This is a genomic window from uncultured Paracoccus sp. (assembly GCF_947496875.1).
Classification (GTDB): Bacteria; Pseudomonadota; Alphaproteobacteria; order Rhodobacterales; family Rhodobacteraceae; genus Paracoccus.
In genome coordinates, this window is the sequence record NZ_CANMEH010000005.1 from 193,683 (window position 1) to 213,421 (window position 19,739).

Genomic DNA, 19,739 nt, shown 5'->3' on the forward strand with positions numbered 1-19,739 from the left:
TCGCCGCGCCTGTCTTGGGCCGATATGGACAAAAAACGGCGGCTGTGAAAGACCGGGCGCAGATTTCGAGGATCCGATGACCACGATCACCCGCTTTGCGCCGTCGCCCACGGGGCACATACACGTCGGCAACCTGCGCACCGCGCTGATGAACCACCTGATCGCCCGCAAGGCGGGGGGAACGTTCATCTTGCGGCTGGACGACACCGATCGCGAACGGTCCCGCCAGGAATATGCGGACGGGATCATGCGCGACCTGGAATGGCTGGGGCTGACCTGGGACCGGGTCGAACGCCAGTCCGACCGGCTGGACCGCTATGCCGCGGCGGCCGACGGGCTGCGCGAGCGGGACCGCCTGTACGAGGTGTTCGAGACCCCGACCGAGCTGGACCTGAAGCGCAAGAAGCAGCTGAACATGGGCCGGCCCCCGGTCTATGACCGCGCCGGGCTGAACCTGACCGACGAAGACAAGGCGCGGCTGCGCGCCGAGGGGCGCGAGGGCTACTGGCGGTTCCGTCTGGACCACGAGCGGATCGAATGGCCCGACGGGATCATCGGCGATGTGTCGATCGACGCGGCCAGCGTCAGCGATCCGGTGCTGATCCGCGCCGACGGGCAGGTGCTGTACACCTTTGCCAGTTCGGTGGACGACGTGGACATGGGCGTGACTGACATCGTTCGGGGCGCCGATCACGTCACCAACACCGCGACCCAGATCCAGATCATGGGCGCACTGGGGGGCACGCCGCCCCGCTTTGCCCATCACAGCCTGCTGACCGGGCCGCAGGGCGAAGAGCTGTCCAAGCGGCTGGGCACGCTGTCGCTGCGCGACCTGCGCGAAAACGGCGTGGCCCCCGAGGCGCTGCTGTCGCTGATGGCCCGCCTGGGGTCGAGCCAGCCGGTCGAGTTGCGGATGAGCCTGGACGAGCTGGCGGAAGGGTTCGAGCTGAGCCAGTTCGGCGCCTCGCCCACCAAGTTCGACGCCGAGGATCTGTGGCCGCTGACGCGAGAGCGCAACCAGCATCTGCCCTTCGATGCGGTTCGCGACCGGATTGCCGGCATGGGGGTGCCCGACGAACTGGCCGAACGGTTCTGGCGGGTGGCCAGTCAGAACATCACCCGTCTGGACGATCTGGCCGAGTGGTGGGTGATCTTCAGCCAGGGGGCAGAGCCGGTGATCGACGCCGAGGATGCCGAGTTCGTGGCGCAGGCGCTGTCGCTGCTGCCGCCGCCGCCCTATGGCGACAGCAGCTGGGCGGACTGGACCGCAGCGGTCAAGGAGGCGACCGGGCGCAAGGGCAAGGCGCTGTTCATGCCGCTGCGCAAGGCGCTGACCGGGCAGGCCCACGGACCGGAGATGGCCGACCTGATGCCGCTGCTGCAGGTGGTGCGCGCCCGTCCCTAGCGAGCCTGGCTCAGGCACCGGCAGATCGACGGCCGGTGACGCCGCGCGCCGTCCCGGTCGGCGGCAGCCCAGACACCCCTGGACCGGGGGGCGGCGGCGCCCCGTCGTCCGCCACCGCCCAGCCCTCGTCGTTCTGCAACAGCAGCGCCACGACATTGGACCGGGTGATCACGCCTGCCATTCGCGGTCCCTCCATCACACCGATCAGCTGCGGCCCGTCGTCTGCAAGCGCATGCAGAAGCACCCCGACCGGCAGCTCGGCCGGCACCTTGGCGATGTCCGCCCGCATCAGGTCAGCCGCGGTTGCCCTCTTCGGATCAATGCTGGCGCTGGTCAGAGCGGTGATGATCTCGCCCGGCTGGATCACGCCAAGCGGCCGTCCCTGCGAATCGACGACCGGCAGCGACGTGATCGCGTTGGTGCGGAACCGGGAAATCAGCTGTGGCAGCCGGTCGGCGGGTGCGGCGGTGATGGCCGGCGCCGACATGATGTCGCCGCAGGTCATCGCCTGGAAGCGGTGCTTTGCAACTTCGTCCGTTGCGGCCGCGACCAGCCGCGCGAGATCGGCCGCGCCCAGGTTCGCGCCCTGTCTGAACCGGACCAGCAGATGTTCCAGTTCCCTGGCCTGCAGTCCCAGGCGCTGGACGGCGTCGACCTCACCGGCGGTGCGCAGCGGATAGACCCGCCCGGTCAGCCGCGCCCAGAGCATGCCACCCACGACGACCGCGACCTGCAGCACCGCGAGTGGGATCAGCAGCGCCAGCGGCTGCCCGGCCGCGGCCTCGGTCGCGCTGAGCAGTGCCACCGCACCGCCGGGGGGATGCAGCGCCCGCGCCCACACCATCAGCAGCACCGCCAGCGCCACGGCGAGGGCTGCCGACCAGGGCAGGGGCGCGATCATGATCGCAAGCTGGCCGGCAAGCACCGCCATCATCGATCCCACGATCACCGACCACGGCTGCGCAAGGGGGCTGTTCGGCATCACGAACACCAGCACCGCGCTGGCGCCCAGAGGCGCGATCAACTCGGGGGCCAGGCCGCTGACCGACCCCGCCGCGACGGCGAACAGCACCCCCACGGTCACCCCCAGCGCCGAGCGCAGCGCGTCGGCGCCATCCGGCCAGGGCATCGCAGGGGCAAGACCGCGCAGGGCGCGGAAGGGTCGAGGAAGGTCCATACGCCGCTTCCTGCCGCGTTCTCGGTGATTTGGGAAGCAGCCTCGGCCCGCCGCCGCGCCGGCAGTTTCGCCTTGACGCCCCACGGGCCGCGCCTTACATCGCGCCCACCGTGGCGGAGTAGCTCAGTTGGTTAGAGCAGCGGAATCATAATCCGCGTGTCGGGGGTTCAAGTCCCTCCTCCGCTACCATCGTTTTCCAGATTTCTCAGGCACTTCCTCCTGAATCGTTGTGTGGGCCGAGACGCAGACGGCATCTCGGGGTGGCGCCGGGGTGGCAGAGCTTCGCTCCTGATGGTCCCCACCGGCCCGCGGCATCGATCAGTCTCGTGATCCCGGTATTCCATGTCCACCCCGAGCGGAGGGATGCTGGCGTCCCTCGCTCCTCTGCAGATCAGCCGGTCGTGAGGGCGCTATGTCCGAATTCGCCGCTGGTCCGAGTCAGCACGATCGTTACCAGGCGGTCGTGCAACTCGGCCCTCCGCTGCGGAGCCGTGCCTCGTGCGGGAGCGCTCGGCTGCCACCCGGGCCGATGCGCCGTCTGACCAGGCGCGAGATGCTGTCGATCGCCGCCGTCAGCAGACCGGCGGCAACCGGCAGGACCATCGCCCGGTCGAGGCGCAGCTCGGCGACTGCGCTGTCGATGAAAAAGCCGAGTGTGGCGATACCCAGCAGGCCCATCACGGCCGTTTCGCGGACGATGATCTCCCAGCGGTAAAGGCACAGCGCCAGAAACGGGCCGAACAGCCGCGGAGCGAGTTCGTAGCCCCAGAGCGTGGCTCCACGCGGCGCGTCGGGGCGGAGTTGCCCGGTCATGGCCCCGGCCTGGCGGCCGACCAGATGGGCGATGATCGCGCCATTGTGCAGCGCCAGCGCCAGCACCGCCGGCAGCATCGAGGGGCCGAGTATCTGCAGGAACAGATAGGCCAGCATGTATTCCGGGAACGACCGCAGAATGACCAGGACCAGGTGACCTGCGACCGCCCCGGCCCGGCCCGCCACCCGCGCCACGATCACCCCGAAGGAGAAGAAGGCGAGCATCCCTGTCAGGGCCAGCGCGATCTGGGCGCAGATGATGGTTGCGGCGATCCCCGACAGCATCTCGGTCGTGAGAAGCCGGCCCAGCCAGTCGGCGAAGCCGGCCCAGTCTCCGGTCCGCAGCGGTGCGGGCACGATGTCGGTGGTCAGGAAGCGCCAGAGCGCGCCCTCACCCATCGGCGGGCTTTTCAACGTGGCGAGCGACACGACGGCTGCCAGCACCCAGAGGAGCGCCAGCCGCCACCGCATCCACAGCCGGATGGAGGCGATCAGCGCGACATAGATCGCCATGACCGCCGAGGCAGCCCCGTAGTCGCCCTGTCGAAAGAAGCTGTCGAGCTGGAAGCCCAAGGTCGGCAAACCGATGAAGCCCAGCACTGCGCTGGAGCGCCCAGAACAGCTCGTGGACCGAGCGCAGCGCGATGCAGACGGCCCGGATGCCGCGATGGTGGTAGAAGGGGGCGAGGATCAGCCCGCCGATCCCGCCGACCGAGACGCCGGCGATGGCGAAGGCCAGCGTCAGCCAGAGCGCCCGCCAGATGTCCTCGACGCCGGCGAAATCGGGGGCGAGAAACCCCGTCGCCATGCGCCGCAGCGCGTCCCACGGATCGTGCCCCGGAAGAAGGCGCGCGCGAGCGCGGTGCGCTGCTTCTGCCCGCCCGAGAGGCCCTCGACCGGGCGCTCGGCCTCGGGCTCCAGCCCTACATCCGCCAGGATCGGCAGGATCGCCGCGCGGTCCGCCCGCCGGACCCGGACCAGATTGGTCAGGTTGTAGAGCGCGCCATGGTCGTCCAGCCGCCCCATCAGGGTGTTCTTCACCACCGACAGCTGCGGCACCAGCGCATCGTCCTGCGGCACCAGGGCGACCCGCGTGCCCGTCGCGACCAGCCGATCGTGGATGGTGCCGAGCAGCGTCGTCTTGCCGGCACCCGAACGGCCAAGCAGCACCACCCGCTCGCCGGGGGCCAGCGCGAAGCTGATCCCCGACAGCACCACCGTCGCGCCGTATCCGAGCGACTCCCGGTCGATGAGGGGCAGGGTCATTCGAGCAGGTCGAGGCCGCGGGCCGTGGCCTCGATCGGTGCGTAGTCCTCGTTCGTCGCGGGAATGAACTTCTCCCGCGGAAAGCTCGCCAGGAGGTCGGGGTCGCTCATCCCCAGCAGCGCCGCCTGGCGAGGCGGGCCGCGTCCCGGTCTTTCCGGCCGATGCTCAGGCTCCGGCCACGCCCGAGGTCTTCGCGGAAGAGCTGGACCGCCCTTTCGGTATTCTGTTCCACCCGCCGGAAAACCCTGAACACATCTATGTCGCGGCGGCCAATCAGGTCGTCCGCTATCCTTACGCCGAAGGCGACCGGAAAGCCTCGGGCGAGGCCGAGGTCATCGTCCCCGATATTCCGACGGAGCGACACTGGACGCGCGACCTCGCCTCACCGTTGCGGCGGATCAAACAGGACCCGGGCGACGGCGAAGGCAATAGCCACGGGGCGTGATGCGGCCCATGTCTTCGGACCTGGGGCAATCCTCGGACAAGGTGTGATCAGCGTTGCCAGGGCGGCGATGATCCAGAGATGTCTAGCTCCCTGCGCGGTACCGACCGGCAGAACGAAGCGCTTGCCTTTTGATCCTGTCCGGCCTTTCCTGCGTGACCGGCTCAGAGACATTGCTCTTGCCGCCGGTGCGTGGGCAGGGCGTGACGGAGCGCATACCCGTGCGCAGTTGCCGCGGCCGGTCACTGGGTGATAGAAATGTGCGATTGCTGTGGGACTGCACGGGAACCTATGCACAGGCTCCTCCGATGAGGGCGACGTGGCTGGCGCTATCGTGCCTAGCCGGTTCTGCCGCCTTAGCCGAGGGCGACCCGACCCGGCGAGCCGATCGACTGGAGACATTGCGGCTCGACGCCCAGACCGGGTTTTCCGTGGATCGCTACGAGGTTCTGACCGGCCGGTACTATCGCTGGCGGATCGAGAGCGACGGGCTGGAGGAGTACCGCTTGCTTGCCCCCGATCTCTTTGCAGAAAGCTGGATCGACCAAGTCGTGATTGAAGACAAGGAGGTGACCCCGGTGGGGCTCTACGCGGTCGAGTTCGACGACGAGGGAACCATCGACATTTGGTTCATCCCCCAGCGTCCGGGAGAGTACGAGTTCTACGTCAAAGGGCTGGCGGAGCAGGGGTTCCGCGGCTCCTTCTTTGTCCGATGAGAGATGCTCTCGCACTGGTCCTGCTGATGCTCGCCGCGGAAGCGGCTGGCCAGCCGGCGACCCCGGTATGCGAGGCCCTCTCGCAACAACTTGCGCAGTCTCCCGCAGCGCTCGAGGGGCGGGTGCTGAACGAGACACTGTTCGAGGCGGCGGCGCTCGATTGCGCCGAGATCGCCTCGGCCATGCTGGCGCGCGGGGCATCCGTGGCGGCGCGCGACCGCTCTGGCGGGACAGCGCTGAGCGTCGCAGCCGATGCGGGCGCGGAGCAGGTCGCGACGCTGCTGCTGTCGCACGGCGCGGACGTTGAGCACCGGAACCTCGAAGGCTCGACGCCGCTGCTCTCGGCGGCTCTCGCCGGGCGGCGGCGCATGGTCGATCTTCTTGTCCAGGCAGGCGCCGATCCGGGTCCCCCGAACCTTCAAGGCGTCACGCCGGTGATGGCCGCGGCATTCGAAGGGGATCTACGCATGCTCAAGCCCCTGCTTGCGGCAGGAGCCGATCCCCGGGCAGTTGACTCGCAGGGCAAGGGCGCTCTGGTCTACGCCGCGGGCAGAGCGTTCCCGCCGATTGTGACGGCTTTGCTCAACGCGGGGGTCGCGGCCGACCAGATCTTTGGCCACGATCTGACCGCGCTGATGTGGGTCGCGGGTCACGCGAACGACGCCCCGCAGGACGACGGCGTCGAGGTGGCGCGGATGCTGGTCAAGGCGGGTGTGGGGATCGACCGGCAGGACGACCGTGGCCGCACCGCGCTCATGATCGCGGCCGAGCGGGGCCATGCGGCGATGGTGGGTTTTCTGGTGGAGGCGGGGGCCGATCCGCATCTGCGGGACAGCGACGGCCTGAGAGCGGCCGACCTTGCCGCCGACGAGATCGTGCTCGTGCAGGCGGCTGTGAGGTCGCCCGCGCTCACGATCGACCTCTACAAGGGCGTACGCGGTTCGTTTCGCGACTGGGACGGCCAGCTCCGCCAGCCGGTCTTGCTCGCCACTGCGAACGCCGTGATCGCGATCGCGCCGATCGACGGGTTCGAGCATCGGACGGACGTTCTGGACAGCCTTGGCCTGGATCGTACCGAAACGGACTGTTCACGATAGAGCGAACCTGCGCGCGCAGGAGCCGCTGCCACACCGCCGTCACCAAGGGCGATGCTCTCACATGGAAGCCTGGAGCCTTGGATTGCCTTGCTCCATGGTCTTTGTCTTTAGTCGTGATCCCGACCTAGTCATCTCACCGGTGCTGCTCGGCTTTGCCCGCCCCCGACCTCGACGGCGGCCACGTCGGCCCCGTCCACCAGCGATCAAACCTGAAGGGTCACCGACACCGGCGCAGTTACGACGTCTTCGACTGCTGCTGACGGCATCTCCGCCGTCGCGGCGGGACTCGGACCGGCGGCAAGCATCCCCGCGGGGAGCCCGATCTCGACGCGCCGGCAGTCGGTCTCGATCGCGAAGCGCAGGAGTGGGGCGGTCGCTGCAGGTGTCACGCGCGCGCCCCCGCCGATCCGGAACTACGCCCGCGCGCGGCCAGCGCGTGCGAGAGCCTCCTCGCGCGTGGCGCCGGTTATGACTAGCTTCGCCATCCGTGAGTCAAAGCTGCCCGGCACCACCGAACCGGCGACGACGCCGCTGTCGAGCCGGACACCGAGCCGGCCGGGCGCGTCCCCCTAGGTCCCCGGTCCCGGCGTCGGGCGGCCAGCAGCAGCAGCTCGCCATAGCGCGGGCGCTGGTGATCCGCCCGCGCGTCCTGCTGATGGACGAGCCCACCGAGGGTATACAGCCCAATATCATCGCCCAGATCGGGCGGGTCATCACCGCCCTGCGCGACGCGGGTGAGATGGCGATCGTGCTGGTCGAGCAGTATTTCGACTTCGCCTGGGACGTCGGGGACCGCTTCGCCCTGATGGAGCGCGGACAGGTCGTGCTGGAAGGCGAGCGCCGCAGTCTCGCCCGCGACGATCTGCACCGACGGTTGGCCGGTATAGCCGGGGATTGAGCGAGCTGTCCTCGCATTGTGAAGTTAAGCAGCGATCTTTCGGATCCTTGGGGGCTGGCGACGCGACCGGTCGCGGCTGTCCACATTGATCACGAACGCGCAGCGGCTGCAGCTCGACGCTCGCACGGACTCAGGTTCAGGGCTGCCCCACGAAGTCGAGCACGGCAGAAGAGAAGTTTCCGGCTCCAGAAAGGGCACACCGCGGGCCACGCCTTCGATCGTGTGGATCTCGGCGTTTGGCATGCGACATCCCCACGCTAAGGCGGAGAGCTGCCTGACGGCGGTGCACAAAGCGCCTTGAGGGATGTCCCTCCGACGTTTGGCCCGGCGAGGCCGCACCAGTCTAGCGGTCGACGTGGTATCAGCATCGCGCCAAACGGCCGCCCTGGCCGCTTGCGCGCCGCCGGTCTGGCGCCGCCGTTGCCACACGCCGTGCGCCTCCCTCCTGCTGCCGCCTGGACACGCTCGAGCACGGCCTTTCGTGGTCGCTGGAGGTTCGGAGCAGGAGCACACGCTGCTTCTCTGCCGACCTGAACTGAGGCAAGCTGATCGAAGCAGCGCCGTCGCACTGGGGACGCGAAAGGATGCCCAGCCTTCTCGTCAACATCGACGTCCCCGACCTCGCCCGGAGGATCGCGCTCTACAGCAATGCCTTTGGGCTGGTACCCGGCAGGCGCATCGGGGCGCATGCCGTTGAACTCCTGGGGGGCGGTGTCCCGATCTATCTCCTGGAACGGCAGGTCGGATCGTCCATCGGTCCGGGGGCGGGCGGTGGCACGCGACGCTATGACCGGCACTGGACCCCGGTGCATCTCGACCTGATTGTCGATGATCTGGAGGCTGCGATCGACAGGGCAGTCGAGGCGGGGGCGGTGCAGGAAGGGAGGACCCTGACCGCTCCCTACGGCGAACTGGCGATGTTCGCCGATCCCTTCGGGCATGGGTTCTGCCTGATCCGGTTCAACGAGGGGGGATACGACGCTCTCGACGGCACGCCTGTGGGGCCAAACCTTCGGCAAGGAGCCTGACCATGGAAGTTCAGAAACTGCACCGCGGCCGCCTCATCGACCACATCCAGCTTGTGGTCGAGGATCTTCGGGCCTGCCTCCGGTTCTACCAGGCGGTGCTGGATGCCCTGGAGATCCCAATGGGCGGGATCAGTTCCGACTACTTCTGGGCGGACGAACTGTTCGTCTCGACGAAAGAGAGCGAGGCCGCTCAAGGAAAGCCCACCGGCCGGCACCACTTGGCCTTCCAGGCCGCCAGCCCGGCGATCGTCGACGCGTTCCACAAGGCCGGACTGGCGGCGGGCGGACGGGACAATGGCCCGCCCGGTGAGAGGCCCTATCATTCCGGATACTATGCCGCCTTCCTCCTGGACCCCGCCGGCAACAACATCGAGGCCGTTTATCACGGCGCTGCGCAGCGCAGCGCCACCTCGGTTGAGATCACGTTCTGACGTCGCCGCAGTCGAGGTGACACGGCGGCGATTTCCTGGTCCCATGATCCAAGGGCCGCCCGTCCAGTGCCTCCGCATTCATGGCCGTTACGGATCTGCAAAGCCCATCGATCCGGGACAAGGGACGGTCTCCTTCTGACGCCCGACAGGGTGTATGATGCCGTCGGTCCACGCCACTCTCGCGTGATGATTTCGTCTCCGGAGGTGCCCCGATGGCCACGGCCTCGCGTCATGACGCCTGGGCGGCAGGCGACAGCTACGACGCCTACATGGGGCGCTGGAGCCGGCCGATTGCCGGGCGGTTCGTCGACTGGCTCGACATGCCGGAGGGTCTCGCTTGGCTGGAGCTCGGCTGCGGCACCGGGGCGCTGACGGAAGCCATCCTTCGCCGAAGCGCCCACGCCCATGTGCTCGCACTCGATCCCTCCGAAGGGTTCCTCGCGAAGGCGCGGAAGAACGTCCATGATCCGCGGGTCGAGTTCCGCCTCGGGAGCGCCGCCGACCTTGCCTCATTGCCGAGAGCGTGCTGCGATGTGGCCGTGGCCGGACTGGTGCTCAACTTCATTCCCGATCGCGTGCCGGCACTCCGCGAGTTGAAGCGGATCGTCCGCCCGGGCGGCACGGTCGGCTTCTACGTCTGGGACTATCCGGGCGGCGGCATCGCCTTCATGCGTGCCTTCTGGACAGCAGCAGTAGCACTTGACCCCGTGGCCCGCGAGCTGGCGGAGGACCGGCGCTTTCCGTTCTGTACGCGCGAGGGCCTCGCCGCCTTGGTCGAGGAGGCGGGCCTTCCGGCGCCCGAGATCGCCGCGATCGAGTCTCCCTCGATTTTCCGGAACTTTGATGACTACTGGACGCCGTTCACCTTGGGCGCGGGCCCCGCGCCAGGCTATTGCGCCAGCCTTGCGCCCGACGCGCGCGAGCGCCTGCGGGCCAGGCTGTCAGAGAGCCTGCCACGACAGTCGAACGACACCATAGCCCTCAACACGAGAGCCTGGGCGGTGAAGACGCAGGTGGCGTGAATGCGATAGTGACATCGTTGCGGCTTATCCGATCGTCAGTGAAACAAGCCAAGGGCTCGTGGAATGTTCAGCCAATTGTCATCAGCCCGGCCGGAATCCCCGCTCCCCTTTCGCACGATCAGTGCGCAGGCCGAGCAAAACTTAGCGGATCAGCATAGTTTCATCTTCTCGCCAAGCTGCATTCATGATAGTTAGACGTATGGCTAAGCATGATCCTGATCTGTCGCTGCTCTTCCATGCCCTCGCGGATCCGACCCGGCGCGCGATCCTGGCGCGACTGGCAGAGGGACCGGCACCGGTGAGCGATCTCGCCAGACCGACGGGCCTGCGGCTGCCAACGGTGATGCGGCACCTCGCCGTCATGGAGGAGGCGGGCCTGATCGCCACCGCGAAGGACGGCCGGGTACGCACCTGTGCGCTCGTGCCTGAAGCCCTGACCCCGATGCGGACATGGCTGGACGATCAGCGGACGATCTGGGAGGCGCGGCTGGACCGGCTGGACGACTATGTAACAACGCTGATGAAGGAGCGTGAGACATGATACCCGACCTTGATCCCACGACCGACCTGAGCTTCACCCGCCGGCTGGCGGTGCCCCGGCAGCTTGTCTGGGAATGCTGGACGGAGCCCAGACACATCCCGCATTTCTTCATCCCCGCGCCCCACAAGGTAACGGCGGTGGACATCGATCTGCGGGTCGGCGGCAGGTTCAACACGACCTTCGAGGTGGAGGGTAACGTGATGGACAATACGGGTGTCTATTTGGAGGTGGTGCCGGGTCGGAAGCTGGTCTTCACCGATGGCTATGCCGAGGGCTGGAAGCCTGCGCCCGAGCCGTTCCTGACGGCAATCCTGCTGCTGGCGGACGCCCCGGAGGGTGGCACGACCTATACGGCCATTGCGCGCCACCGCAGCCCCGAGAGCCGGAAGACGCACGAGGAGATGGGTTTCATCGATGGGTGGGGCACAGTCGCGACGCAGCTCGAGACCTATGCAAGGAAGCTGATAGAATGAGCGGACGCTTTGCCGCGCTGGCCGTCGAGCGATAGCTGGCCTCACTGGTTTCGGCCCTGTACTTTGTGAAGAGCCGATAGTGCGCGGGCGAAGGGATTGTCTGCGGTTTGAGTCACGGGTGGCTCCGAAAGGTGGTTGCGAGGAGTGGAGGGTTGTCGGGCGAGTCAGATCCGGCGTTGGCTGCTTCAGTTCGCCTGACCCCATGCACGCTATCCACTTCAGGGAAGGGAGCGTACTCACGAATGACTTCGGCGGCTGTGTATTTCTTATCCTGGTTCTAGCCCACCGCACCGTTGGCGGGGAGCAACAACGCTGTCGGCAAGCAGGACCCGGAGGTAACGCTGGCGCGGGTGCTGAACCGTTCCCCGTGGAGTGGGGCGGGCAGTTCCGGTATCCTTCCATGCCGACGTGATCGGCCCATACCCGACCTTTATAGTCCCGCTGTAGCGCTGCGCGGCGGCAGAGATCGCCGTCCCTCAAGCGCTGGCAGGACTAAGGTTGGCCCGATCCGGATTGAAGGCCACGAAGTTACCCACGCGCTGGAACTTGGCGCGTTTCGGTACCTCGGTCGAAGCCAAGCTCAATGGGTGCAGACAGTTCCGACCAGCAGCGTTGCGGCGTCGATGCCGAAGGTGCTCTCAAGGCTCTCGCCGAACCGCCCGAGCCAAGCCTCTTGGGCGCGGTAGGCGAGTGCCTCGCGCTCACCCGGGCAGGCGAAGCGCATGCCGGCGGTGGATTGCATGTGGTGGACCATCTCGTGCACGAGCACCGACAGTTCCGCAGGGGTGCGGCCGGTCCATTCCTCGTTGAGGTAGATCGTGGCGGCGACGTCGTCGTAGACGGCGACGACCTCGCCCGGGGCGACGGTCGCCTCCGGGCCGTAGCGCATCGCGACGAGCTCGGCGTGCGACAAGCTGGCGAGGGCGGGGACGTCCGCAGGCGCAGGCAGGTCGAAGTTCACTGCGAGCCAGAGGACGATTGTGTCGATTAGCTGCGGCCCGTCGTCTAGCTCGGCGGCGACCGGTGCCGTGCCGGCAAGGCAGAGGGCGATAGTGGCAGACGCATTAACGAGGAATCGCATGGCAGGCCCCTCCCAGAGGGCATACCAACAGCCTGCTGGAGGCGACGCCTCAGGTCATGAAAGCGCCGTAAACGAAGTCTGAAATTGTGCTACAATTTAGGGTTAACGCAGATCTCAGGATCTCGCCATGGTTGCTCCAGAGATCATTCGCTTCGGTGGCTTCGTTTTGAATCGCTCGCGCGGCTGTCTCGAAGACGAGCAAGGCGCGGAGAGGTTCCTGCGGCCAAAATCCTACAGGGTGCTGCAGGTGCTCTGTGAACGGCGGGGCGAGCTGTTGAGCAAGGACGAACTCGTCCGCGAAGTGTGGCCGGAGGTGATCGTGTCTGACGATTCCCTCGCCCATTGCATCAGCGACAGCCGCTCAGCCAGATCGTCGCGATCGCGAGGGCGGCGAGCTGCAGCCTCCAACATCTGGCGTTGAGCATCATTGGCCTTCTCCGTGGTTTCAAGGCGTTCGGCGAGGCGTCCCGTGCGTTCTCCGGAACGCCGGATTGCGAGGAGGAACAGGAGCACTGTGAGCGCCATGGCGCCGTAGCGCAGCGCCACCCGCATCCACTGGATGGTGACGAACCCGGCGAGGAGCGCGGCGATCACCGCCGCCCCCGCTTCCAGTCGTCGAGCCGCGCATAGATCGTGACCGCGATGCCGCCGAGCGCGACGGCGATGAACACCCACCGCAAGGTGTCGAGGTACGGCACCAGCGGCAGAATAGCAGTCTGGGTCTCCGCCAGCACCTGCTGGGCCACCTCCACCCCGGCTGCGCCGAGAGTCGCGACACCCGCCGCGCCGCCACCCTTCATGGTGCGGCTCTCGGCCAGCACTTCGCGCGCGGGCGGCGTTTCTTCGGCGAAGGCGGTCGCCCAGACCGGGAACCGTTCGCCCCACTGCCGTGCGGGCCCGAGATCGACATGGATGAACCCCGATCGCGGGTAGAAGCCGAAGCCGAGGAACCCGACCTCGCGCGCCGCGGCCTCGAACGCCACCGGGTCGTGGTTCACCATGGCGATGTCGAAGGCGGTGCCGTCGAGGTGCTTGGAGCGGGTCGCGCCGCCCACAGCGCGGTTGTGCTCGGGGCTGCGATAGGCCGAGCGTACGATCAGCGGTTTGCCCAGCCGGTCGCGCAGCGCCTGCAGCTTATCGAGCGCAGGCTCGTTGACCAGCAGCTTGCCAGTGCCTCGGCAGGCGATTTCGGCCGGGCTGAAGTTCGGCCAGCGCCAAGTGCTTTCGGGAACGTCGCGCCAGTGGCGGTGGAAGGTCGTCGTCATGGGATCCTCCGAAAACGAAAAACCCGCCTCGAGGGCGGGTCATTGCGGGCTGATGAATGGGGATGGGGCGCGGCTACGGGCCGCCGCGGAAGATCTTGAGCTTGATGGCGATGCCTGCGAGCAGCGCCAGCATGACGCCGGTTGTGATCATGCGGACGGCAGTCTGCATCGCGGTGCGCCGCACCAGGCGGATGCAGTCGACCAGGGAGCGCAGATCGCGAATGTCGAGCGCGGCTTCGAAGGCAACACGGACGCCTTGATGCGCCGGGCGCGTGAATGGTCCGTCGGGATCGTCCCGGACCGGGCGTTGCAGACCGGATCGGATGCTGCGATCGACGCTATCCGCGCGCTTTCTGCGCGCGTTGACCAGATCTATCTGAGTGTGGACCTTGACGTGCTGCCACATGCGCAGATGTCGGCGGTCAGCGCGCCGGCGGGCCGAGGCATCCCGTTGCACGTCGTCGAAAACCTCATCGATGCGGTCTTTCGCTATGGCCCGGCAGTTCCCGTTACCGACATCGTCGAATTCGCGCCGTTGCTCGACGCCGACGGGCTATCCGGGCGAACCGCAGGGATCATTGCCCGACGGCTTCTGGTGAACCATGATCAGACGCGCTAGCACGCGAGGCGCTGCGCTCATACCCCCGGGGGGGGGGAACCGGATCGCAGGACGCGTAGAATGGCCATGTCGGACGTTGCCGAAAGATCGTCCGCGCCAGCGCCCATTTCTGACAATGTGACGGGATCGATTTCGCAGTAGCCACTTTAAATCGAAATCCACGTCCTGTGGGGCAGGATGCGGAAAGCGTTTCGCATGCGCGCGTGCGACCGGGCGGACGCCCGTCCTTTTCCACCTGCGGCACTGGCCCGGCCATTGAAGCCGCCTGTCAGCCCCGATACCTCAGCGCCCATGACCACCGACCCAGACCTTTCGCCGGCGATCGTTTTCCGGGATGTCGTCAAGACCTGGCCGCAGCGCGGTGGCGACGTGACCGCCCTTGACCGGGTCAGCCTGGACGTGCCGCCAGGCGGCATTACCGGCGTGATCGGCCGGTCGGGGGCGGGAAAGTCCACGCTGCTGCGGCTGGTCAACGGGCTGGAGCGTGCCTCGGCGGGCCGGGTCGAGGTGCTGGGCCGCGACGTAACCTTGACCCGGGGGCGCGCGCTGCGTGCGCTGCGCCGCGATGTCGGCATGATCTTTCAGCATTTCAACCTGCTTGCGAACCGTACAGTGCGCGGCAATGTCGCCCTTCCGCTGGAAATCGCGGGCGCCCCCGCGGCCCAGATCGGCCGGCGCGTGAACCAGCTGATCGAGCTGGTGGGCCTGGCCCCTCTCGCCGACCGCTATCCGGCGCAGCTGTCGGGCGGGCAGAAGCAGCGCGTGGGTATCGCGCGGGCCCTGGCGACCGAGCCGCGGGTGCTGCTGTCGGACGAGGCGACGAGCGCGCTTGACCCCGAAACGACGCAAGCGGTCCTGGCGCTGCTGCGCGACATCAACCGCGAGTTGGGGCTGACGATCCTGCTGATCACGCATGAAATGGCCGTGGTGCGCGACATTTGCCAGCACGTCGCGGTGATGGAGGCGGGCCGGATCGTTGAAACGGGCGCAAACTATGACATCTTTGCCGATCCCAGGCATCCCGTCACCCGCTCGTTCCTGTCGGGCGTCACGGGCACGGCGCTGCCCGGCTTCATCGCGCGGCGGATCGTGCCCGGCGGCTCCGGTCCTGCGATCGTGCGGATTACCTTTGCGGGGGACAGCGCGACCCATCCGGTCATGTCCCGGCTTGGCTCGGAACTGGGCATCGACGCCAGCATCATCGGCGGCGCCATCGAGGAGATTGACGGCCGCCCCTTCGGCAACCTGACGGTGCAAATGCCGGCCGAGGCGCTGCTCCGGGCGCAGGCCTATCTGAAAGCCCATGACCTGCGGACAGAGGTGCTGGGCCATGTCGGCTAACCTGATCCCCATCCTGTGGGAATCGACGCTGCAGACGATCTACATGGTCGTCGTGTCGGGGCTGATCGGCACGGCAATCGGCCTGCCGCTGGGTGTGTTCCTGGCGACCTCGCGCCGGGGCGAGCTGCTGTCCGCGCCCTCGCTGAATGCCGTGCTGGGGCTGGTCGTGAACGCGACGCGGTCGATCCCGTTCATCATCCTGGTCGTGGCGATCATCCCCTTTACCCGGATGATCGCGGGCACCTCCATCGGCACCACGGCGGCGATCGTGCCGCTGACGCTGGCGGCCGCCCCGTTCATCGCGCGCATCGTGGAAACCGCGATCCGCGAGGTCGAGGGCGGGCTGATCGAGGCTGCGCGCGCGATGGGCGCCTCGCCCGGACAGATCATCGCCAAGGTGCTGCTGCCCGAGGCGCTGCCGGGGATCGTGCTGGGCCTGACGCTCGCGATCGTCAGCCTGATCGGCTATTCGGCGATGGTGGGCGCCGTGGGCGGCGAGGGCCTGGGCGATCTGGGCATCCGCTATGGATACCAACGCTTCATGCCGGACGTGATGCTGGCCGTTGTCGTCATCCTGATCGTGCTGGTGCAGGGGGTGCAGTCCCTTGGCGAATGGATCGCCCGCCGGCTGGACCACCGCGCCGCCAAGGACCATGGACTATAATCAACTGAAAGGACAACCCATGCTGCGACTGATCGCTGCCGCCCTGGCGCTGAGCGCCGGAATGGCCGGTGCCGAGGACATCACCGTCGGCGTCACCCCCGGCGAGCACGCCGAGATCATGGAACAGATCGTGCCGCTGGCCCAGGCCAAGGGCCTGAACATCGACGTGGTCGAATTCTCGGACTACGTCGTTCCGAACACGGCGCTGGCCGACGGCGACCTGCACGCCAACAGCTTCCAGCATGTCCCCTTCCTGGAAAACCAGATCAAGGACCGCGGCTTCGACATTGTGGCCGTCGCCAAGACCATCACCACCCCGATGGGCGTCTATTCCAGCAAGCTGAAGTCGCTGGACGAACTGCCCGAGGGCGCCAACGTCGCCATTCCGAACGACCCGACCAATGGCGGCCGCGCGCTGCTGGTGCTGGCTGACGAGGGCGTGATCGAGGTGAGCCCCGACGCCGGCTTGGTGCCAACGGTGCTGGACATCACCGAGAACCCGAAGAACCTGGAGTTTCGTGAGCTTGACGCGGCCCAACTGCCCCGCGCGCTGGAGGACGCCGATACCGCTGTCATCAACACGAACTTCGCGCTGGCCGCCGGGATCAGCCCGCGCGAGGACTCGATCGCGATGGAAAAGGCCGACAGCCCCTATGCCAACGTGATCGCGGTGCGAAAGGCCGACGAGAACGCGCCCTGGCTGCAGACGCTGGTCGAGGTCTATCACTCGCCCGAGATCAAGCAGTTCATCGAAACGAAATACGAAGGCGCAGTCATCCCCGCCTGGTAAGCGCCAGAACGGCCCGCCACCCCGGCGGGCCGTTTTCAACTGGGGCGTTGCACCGCCACGGTGGCCGAGCGTCCAGCCCATCCGGTCAGCCAGCGATGAGGAGGGCGGCCCCCAGCAGCGCCACCGCGGAGCGGGCCGGCACGCGCCCCCAATGCGCGCCTGACCACCGACGCAACGATGATCACGCCGCCGAGCGTGGTCGTGCCGTCGTCGAGATGGGCCTGCAGGGCGGGAGCGAGGGTCTTCATCGGCGCAGTTCCAGAAGCGGAATGGAGGTGATCGAGCCGAGCCGCTCGAGGTCGAGCGTTACGTCGAGCGCATCGGTGTCGAAGCGGACGGGCACGTCGAACTCGAAGCCTGCGGTGATCGCGACGCCGGAACCCGGGGCGGCGGCGAAGGTGACGACGCCGGTGGCGGTGTCGACCGACCAGCCGGAAGGCTGCTCGACCCCGCCGAGCGCGATGCGCACGGTGCCCGCCACTGGCTTGGCGATGGCGCGCGTCCAGGATTGCGCCCCGGAGGCGTAGCGCTTCGAGCCGTCGTAATCGACGAGATAAGGCGGGTCGGTCGCGAACAGCACCGCGCGCTCTCCGTTCATCAGACGGCGCACGTCGGCTGCGCTGGTGCTGTCGCCGCAGAGCAGCCGGTGATCGCCGAGGATCCACAGATCGCCGGTACGCGAGGCCGGGTTGCGCGGTGGTTCCGGGATGGTCACCGGCGGCACGGAGCCCCCGGCGCCACCGTCTTCACCGTCCTCTTCCGGCACGAAGGCCAGCAGCTTGTCGAGCTCGCCGTCGGAGAAACCGACCAGCGACAGGTCGAAATCCTCGGCCAGCAGATCGTTCAGTTCGGCCGACAGCAGCGCCTCGTCCCATGTGCCGAGCTCGGTCAGCTTGTTGTCCGCGATGCGGTACGCCCGCCGCTGCGCCTCGGTCAGGTGGCCCAGCACGATAACAGGCGCCTCGGTCAGCCCGAGCTGGGTTGCGGCCAACACGCGGCCGTGCCCGGCAATCAGCTCCCCGTCCTCGCCAACGAGGCACGGCACGGTCCATCCGAACTCGGCCATGCTGGCGGCGAGCTTCGCGACCTGGTCCGGCCCATGCTGCTTGGCGTTGCGGGCATAGGGCTGGAGCCTGGCCAGCGGCCATTGCTCGATCCGCTCGGGGGCGAAGGCGAGGGACATGAGGTGGCTCCTTGTCGTGCAGGCGACGGTAAAAGGATCGGCACGTCAGGCAGTGCTTTTGTTTCTCGTCGCGGTGGGCCACTCTGACCAGGCGCTACGGACTGACGGGAGGACAGAGCATGTGGCCCGATCGACGGATCCAGGACCTGTTCGGCATAGAGCTGCCAATCATTCAGGCGCCGATGGCAGGCGCCGGACTATCGGATCTGGCCGTTGCGGTGGCCGAAGCGGGCGGGCTCGGATCGCTTCCCTGCGCACTGCTCACGCCGGACCATCTGCGCAACCAGTTCGGCGTCATTCGCCAGCGGACCGCGCGACCGATCAACGTGAATTTCTTCTGCCACCGTCCGGCCACGCCCGATGCCGCGCGGGAGGCGACGTGGCGGCGGAGACTGGAGCCGTACTACCGAGAGTTCGGTCTCGACCCGAACGCACCGGTTCCCGCGTCCAACCGCGCGCCTTTCGACGAGGAGTTCTGTGCGCTGGTCGAGGAGCTGCGCCCGGAGGTCGTCAGCTTCCATTTCGGTCTGCCGGAGCAGCGCCTGCTGGACCGGGTAGTCGCGACGGGCGCCAAGATCCTGTCCTCGGCTACCACCGTTGACGAGGCGCGGTGGCTCGAGGCGGAGGGATGCCACGCAATCATCGCGCAGGGTGCCGAGGCCGGTGGGCACCGCGGCATGTTCCGCACCGAGGACATCGCGACGCAGGTTGGGACGCTCTCGCTCGTGCCGCAGGTCGTTGATGCAGTGCGCGTGCCGGTGATCGCGGCGGGCGGCATCGCCGACGGGCGCGGCATCGCCGCGGCCTTCATGCTGGGCGCCTCCGCGGTGCAGATCGGAACGGCCTATCTGTTCACGCCTGAGGCCACCATCGCGGAGCCACATCGTCGCGCGCTTACTGCCGGCTCTGGGCGGGAGACGGCCCTGACGAACGTCTTTACCGGACGGCCGGCCCGCGGCATCGTCAATCGCATCATGCGCGATGTCGGTCCCATCGCCGCGGACGCGCCGCAGTTCCCGCTGGCGGGCGGCGCTCTCGCACCGCTGCGATCAGCCTCCGAGCCCGAAGGATCAGAGGATTTCATGTCGCTCTGGTCGGGCCAGTCCGCGGGGCTGTCTCGCGCGATGCCGGCTGGCGATCTCACCCGCAACCTTGCTGACCGGGCACTCGAGCTTCTGGTACGGGGGCCGAACCGCTAACAGTCCGGGGGCCGTCGGCCGGCACTTGGACGTGTCTTGCCCTATTCGCAGCTGGACTCCGACGCGGCTGGATCCATCGGCTTCCGGGTGGACTCCGGCATCCACGAGGTATCCACCCCGCGCTGCCGGTCAGGTGTTTGAATTCATAGGGGTTTCAGGCGTCGCGGGTGGCTTCTGGACTCCAGGTGGCTTCGCAAAAAATCGGCCCTGTCGCTGGCGATGTCCCGCGCTTCGCCCGCCAGCATACGCAAGTGCCCGGAAAGGAACCAGAAAGTCCCGGAGCGGGCC

At 67.5% G+C, this 19,739-nt stretch carries 21 protein-coding genes, 1 tRNA gene and 2 pseudogenes; 16 read left to right on the forward strand and 8 right to left on the reverse strand.

From position 1 onward, the window contains the following. Nucleotides 1–76: 76 nt before the first annotated feature. The gene (gene gltX / locus Q0938_RS08910; RefSeq protein ID WP_299361102.1) at nucleotides 77–1,405 is read left to right on the forward strand and encodes a glutamate--tRNA ligase; all 1,329 of its coding nucleotides are present in this window, start codon (nucleotides 77–79) and stop codon (nucleotides 1,403–1,405) included. A gap of 10 nt (nucleotides 1,406–1,415) precedes the next feature. On the opposite strand, the gene Q0938_RS08915 is transcribed toward gltX, so the two are convergent. Next, nucleotides 1,416–2,582, reverse strand: coding sequence for an HPP family protein (locus tag Q0938_RS08915; RefSeq protein ID WP_299361105.1), 1,167 nt, complete (start codon nucleotides 2,580–2,582; stop codon nucleotides 1,416–1,418). Between the two features lie 112 nt (nucleotides 2,583–2,694). Here Q0938_RS08915 and Q0938_RS08920 point away from each other — a divergent pair. Further along, nucleotides 2,695–2,771: transfer RNA gene (locus Q0938_RS08920), tRNA-Met, on the forward strand. Nucleotides 2,772–3,032: 261 nt separating this feature from the next. Here the strand turns inward: Q0938_RS08920 and Q0938_RS08925 are convergent. After that, the gene (locus tag Q0938_RS08925; RefSeq protein ID WP_299361108.1) at nucleotides 3,033–3,968 is read right to left on the reverse strand and encodes a hypothetical protein; all 936 of its coding nucleotides are present in this window, start codon (nucleotides 3,966–3,968) and stop codon (nucleotides 3,033–3,035) included. Between the two features lie 168 nt (nucleotides 3,969–4,136). Beyond that, nucleotides 4,137–4,661, reverse strand: a complete 525-nt coding sequence (locus tag Q0938_RS08930; RefSeq protein ID WP_299361110.1) for an ATP-binding cassette domain-containing protein — start codon at nucleotides 4,659–4,661, stop codon at nucleotides 4,137–4,139. Nucleotides 4,662–5,411: 750 nt separating this feature from the next. Between Q0938_RS08930 and Q0938_RS08940 the strand changes: the two genes are divergently transcribed. Continuing rightward, a complete protein-coding gene (locus Q0938_RS08940; protein WP_299361113.1) occupies nucleotides 5,412–5,819 on the forward strand; it encodes a hypothetical protein in 408 nt (135 codons plus the stop codon). Next, nucleotides 5,816–6,916 carry an ankyrin repeat domain-containing protein gene (locus Q0938_RS08945; protein WP_299361116.1) on the forward strand — a complete coding sequence of 367 codons (1,101 nt, stop codon included), beginning with the start codon at nucleotides 5,816–5,818 and terminating at the stop codon, nucleotides 6,914–6,916. The genes Q0938_RS08940 and Q0938_RS08945 overlap by 4 nt, the downstream gene beginning before the upstream one ends. A 413-nt stretch (nucleotides 6,917–7,329) precedes the next feature. Here Q0938_RS08945 and Q0938_RS08950 read toward each other — a convergent pair. Further along, nucleotides 7,330–7,467, reverse strand: a pseudogene (locus Q0938_RS08950) (acetyl-CoA carboxylase subunit alpha / propionyl-CoA carboxylase subunit alpha); the annotation flags it as partial. 38 nt (nucleotides 7,468–7,505) lie between these two features. Here Q0938_RS08950 and Q0938_RS08955 point away from each other — a divergent pair. The 6 genes and pseudogenes from Q0938_RS08955 to Q0938_RS08980 form a co-directional block, all read left to right on the forward strand. Beyond that, nucleotides 7,506–7,814: pseudogene (locus Q0938_RS08955) on the forward strand (ATP-binding cassette domain-containing protein); the annotation flags it as partial. Between the two features lie 584 nt (nucleotides 7,815–8,398). Then, nucleotides 8,399–8,842 carry a VOC family protein gene (locus Q0938_RS08960; RefSeq protein ID WP_299361118.1) on the forward strand — a complete coding sequence of 148 codons (444 nt, stop codon included), beginning with the start codon at nucleotides 8,399–8,401 and terminating at the stop codon, nucleotides 8,840–8,842. A 2-nt stretch (nucleotides 8,843–8,844) separates the two neighbouring features. Then, complete coding sequence (locus Q0938_RS08965; RefSeq protein ID WP_299361121.1) at nucleotides 8,845–9,273, forward strand: VOC family protein; 429 nt, start codon at nucleotides 8,845–8,847, stop codon at nucleotides 9,271–9,273. Nucleotides 9,274–9,485: 212 nt separating this feature from the next. Next, the gene (locus Q0938_RS08970; RefSeq protein ID WP_299361123.1) at nucleotides 9,486–10,295 is read left to right on the forward strand and encodes a class I SAM-dependent methyltransferase; all 810 of its coding nucleotides are present in this window, start codon (nucleotides 9,486–9,488) and stop codon (nucleotides 10,293–10,295) included. 199 nt (nucleotides 10,296–10,494) lie between these two features. Then, complete coding sequence (locus Q0938_RS08975; protein WP_299361125.1) at nucleotides 10,495–10,836, forward strand: metalloregulator ArsR/SmtB family transcription factor; 342 nt, start codon at nucleotides 10,495–10,497, stop codon at nucleotides 10,834–10,836. Further along, nucleotides 10,833–11,309: an SRPBCC family protein gene (locus tag Q0938_RS08980; protein ID WP_299361127.1), complete on the forward strand. Its 477-nt coding sequence runs from the start codon at nucleotides 10,833–10,835 to the stop codon at nucleotides 11,307–11,309. The genes Q0938_RS08975 and Q0938_RS08980 overlap by 4 nt, the downstream gene beginning before the upstream one ends. Nucleotides 11,310–11,889: 580 nt before the next feature. On the opposite strand, the gene Q0938_RS08985 is transcribed toward Q0938_RS08980, so the two are convergent. Continuing rightward, a complete protein-coding gene (locus Q0938_RS08985) occupies nucleotides 11,890–12,390 on the reverse strand; it encodes a DUF6647 family protein (protein WP_299361129.1) in 501 nt (166 codons plus the stop codon). Nucleotides 12,391–12,517: 127 nt separating this feature from the next. On the opposite strand from Q0938_RS08985, the gene Q0938_RS08990 reads away from it, so the two are divergent. Next, nucleotides 12,518–12,811 carry a winged helix-turn-helix domain-containing protein gene (locus Q0938_RS08990; RefSeq protein WP_299361132.1) on the forward strand — a complete coding sequence of 98 codons (294 nt, stop codon included), beginning with the start codon at nucleotides 12,518–12,520 and terminating at the stop codon, nucleotides 12,809–12,811. Nucleotides 12,812–12,980: 169 nt separating this feature from the next. On the opposite strand, the gene Q0938_RS09000 is transcribed toward Q0938_RS08990, so the two are convergent. After that, nucleotides 12,981–13,655: a D-Ala-D-Ala carboxypeptidase family metallohydrolase gene (locus Q0938_RS09000; protein ID WP_299361134.1), complete on the reverse strand. Its 675-nt coding sequence runs from the start codon at nucleotides 13,653–13,655 to the stop codon at nucleotides 12,981–12,983. A 73-nt stretch (nucleotides 13,656–13,728) separates the two neighbouring features. Beyond that, on the reverse strand, nucleotides 13,729–14,031 hold the full coding sequence (locus Q0938_RS09005) for a DUF6127 family protein (protein WP_366942743.1): 303 nt from the start codon (nucleotides 14,029–14,031) through the stop codon (nucleotides 13,729–13,731). Here Q0938_RS09005 and Q0938_RS09010 point away from each other — a divergent pair. From Q0938_RS09010 to Q0938_RS09025, 4 genes are all read left to right on the forward strand, one after another. Continuing rightward, nucleotides 13,915–14,274, forward strand: a complete 360-nt coding sequence (locus Q0938_RS09010; RefSeq protein ID WP_366942741.1) for an arginase family protein — start codon at nucleotides 13,915–13,917, stop codon at nucleotides 14,272–14,274. The two genes, Q0938_RS09005 and Q0938_RS09010, sit on opposite strands and share 117 nt — an antisense overlap. A 291-nt stretch (nucleotides 14,275–14,565) precedes the next feature. Further along, entirely contained in the window at nucleotides 14,566–15,615 is a 1,050-nt protein-coding gene (locus Q0938_RS09015; protein WP_299361139.1) for an ATP-binding cassette domain-containing protein, read from the forward strand. After that, on the forward strand, nucleotides 15,605–16,279 hold the full coding sequence (locus Q0938_RS09020; protein ID WP_299361140.1) for a methionine ABC transporter permease: 675 nt from the start codon (nucleotides 15,605–15,607) through the stop codon (nucleotides 16,277–16,279). Before Q0938_RS09015 ends, Q0938_RS09020 begins: the two co-directional genes overlap by 11 nt. Before the next feature lie 19 nt (nucleotides 16,280–16,298). Beyond that, nucleotides 16,299–17,069, forward strand: a complete 771-nt coding sequence (locus tag Q0938_RS09025; protein ID WP_299361142.1) for a MetQ/NlpA family ABC transporter substrate-binding protein — start codon at nucleotides 16,299–16,301, stop codon at nucleotides 17,067–17,069. Nucleotides 17,070–17,313: 244 nt separating this feature from the next. Here Q0938_RS09025 and Q0938_RS09030 read toward each other — a convergent pair whose 3' ends face one another. Further along, nucleotides 17,314–18,252 carry a DUF2460 domain-containing protein gene (locus tag Q0938_RS09030; RefSeq protein ID WP_299361145.1) on the reverse strand — a complete coding sequence of 313 codons (939 nt, stop codon included), beginning with the start codon at nucleotides 18,250–18,252 and terminating at the stop codon, nucleotides 17,314–17,316. 119 nt (nucleotides 18,253–18,371) lie between these two features. Here Q0938_RS09030 and Q0938_RS09035 point away from each other — a divergent pair, with 119 nt between their 5' ends. Beyond that, nucleotides 18,372–19,451 (forward strand): nitronate monooxygenase family protein, encoded by a 1,080-nt coding sequence (locus Q0938_RS09035; protein ID WP_299361148.1) that lies wholly within the window; start codon nucleotides 18,372–18,374, stop codon nucleotides 19,449–19,451. Nucleotides 19,452–19,739: the final 288 nt, after the last annotated feature.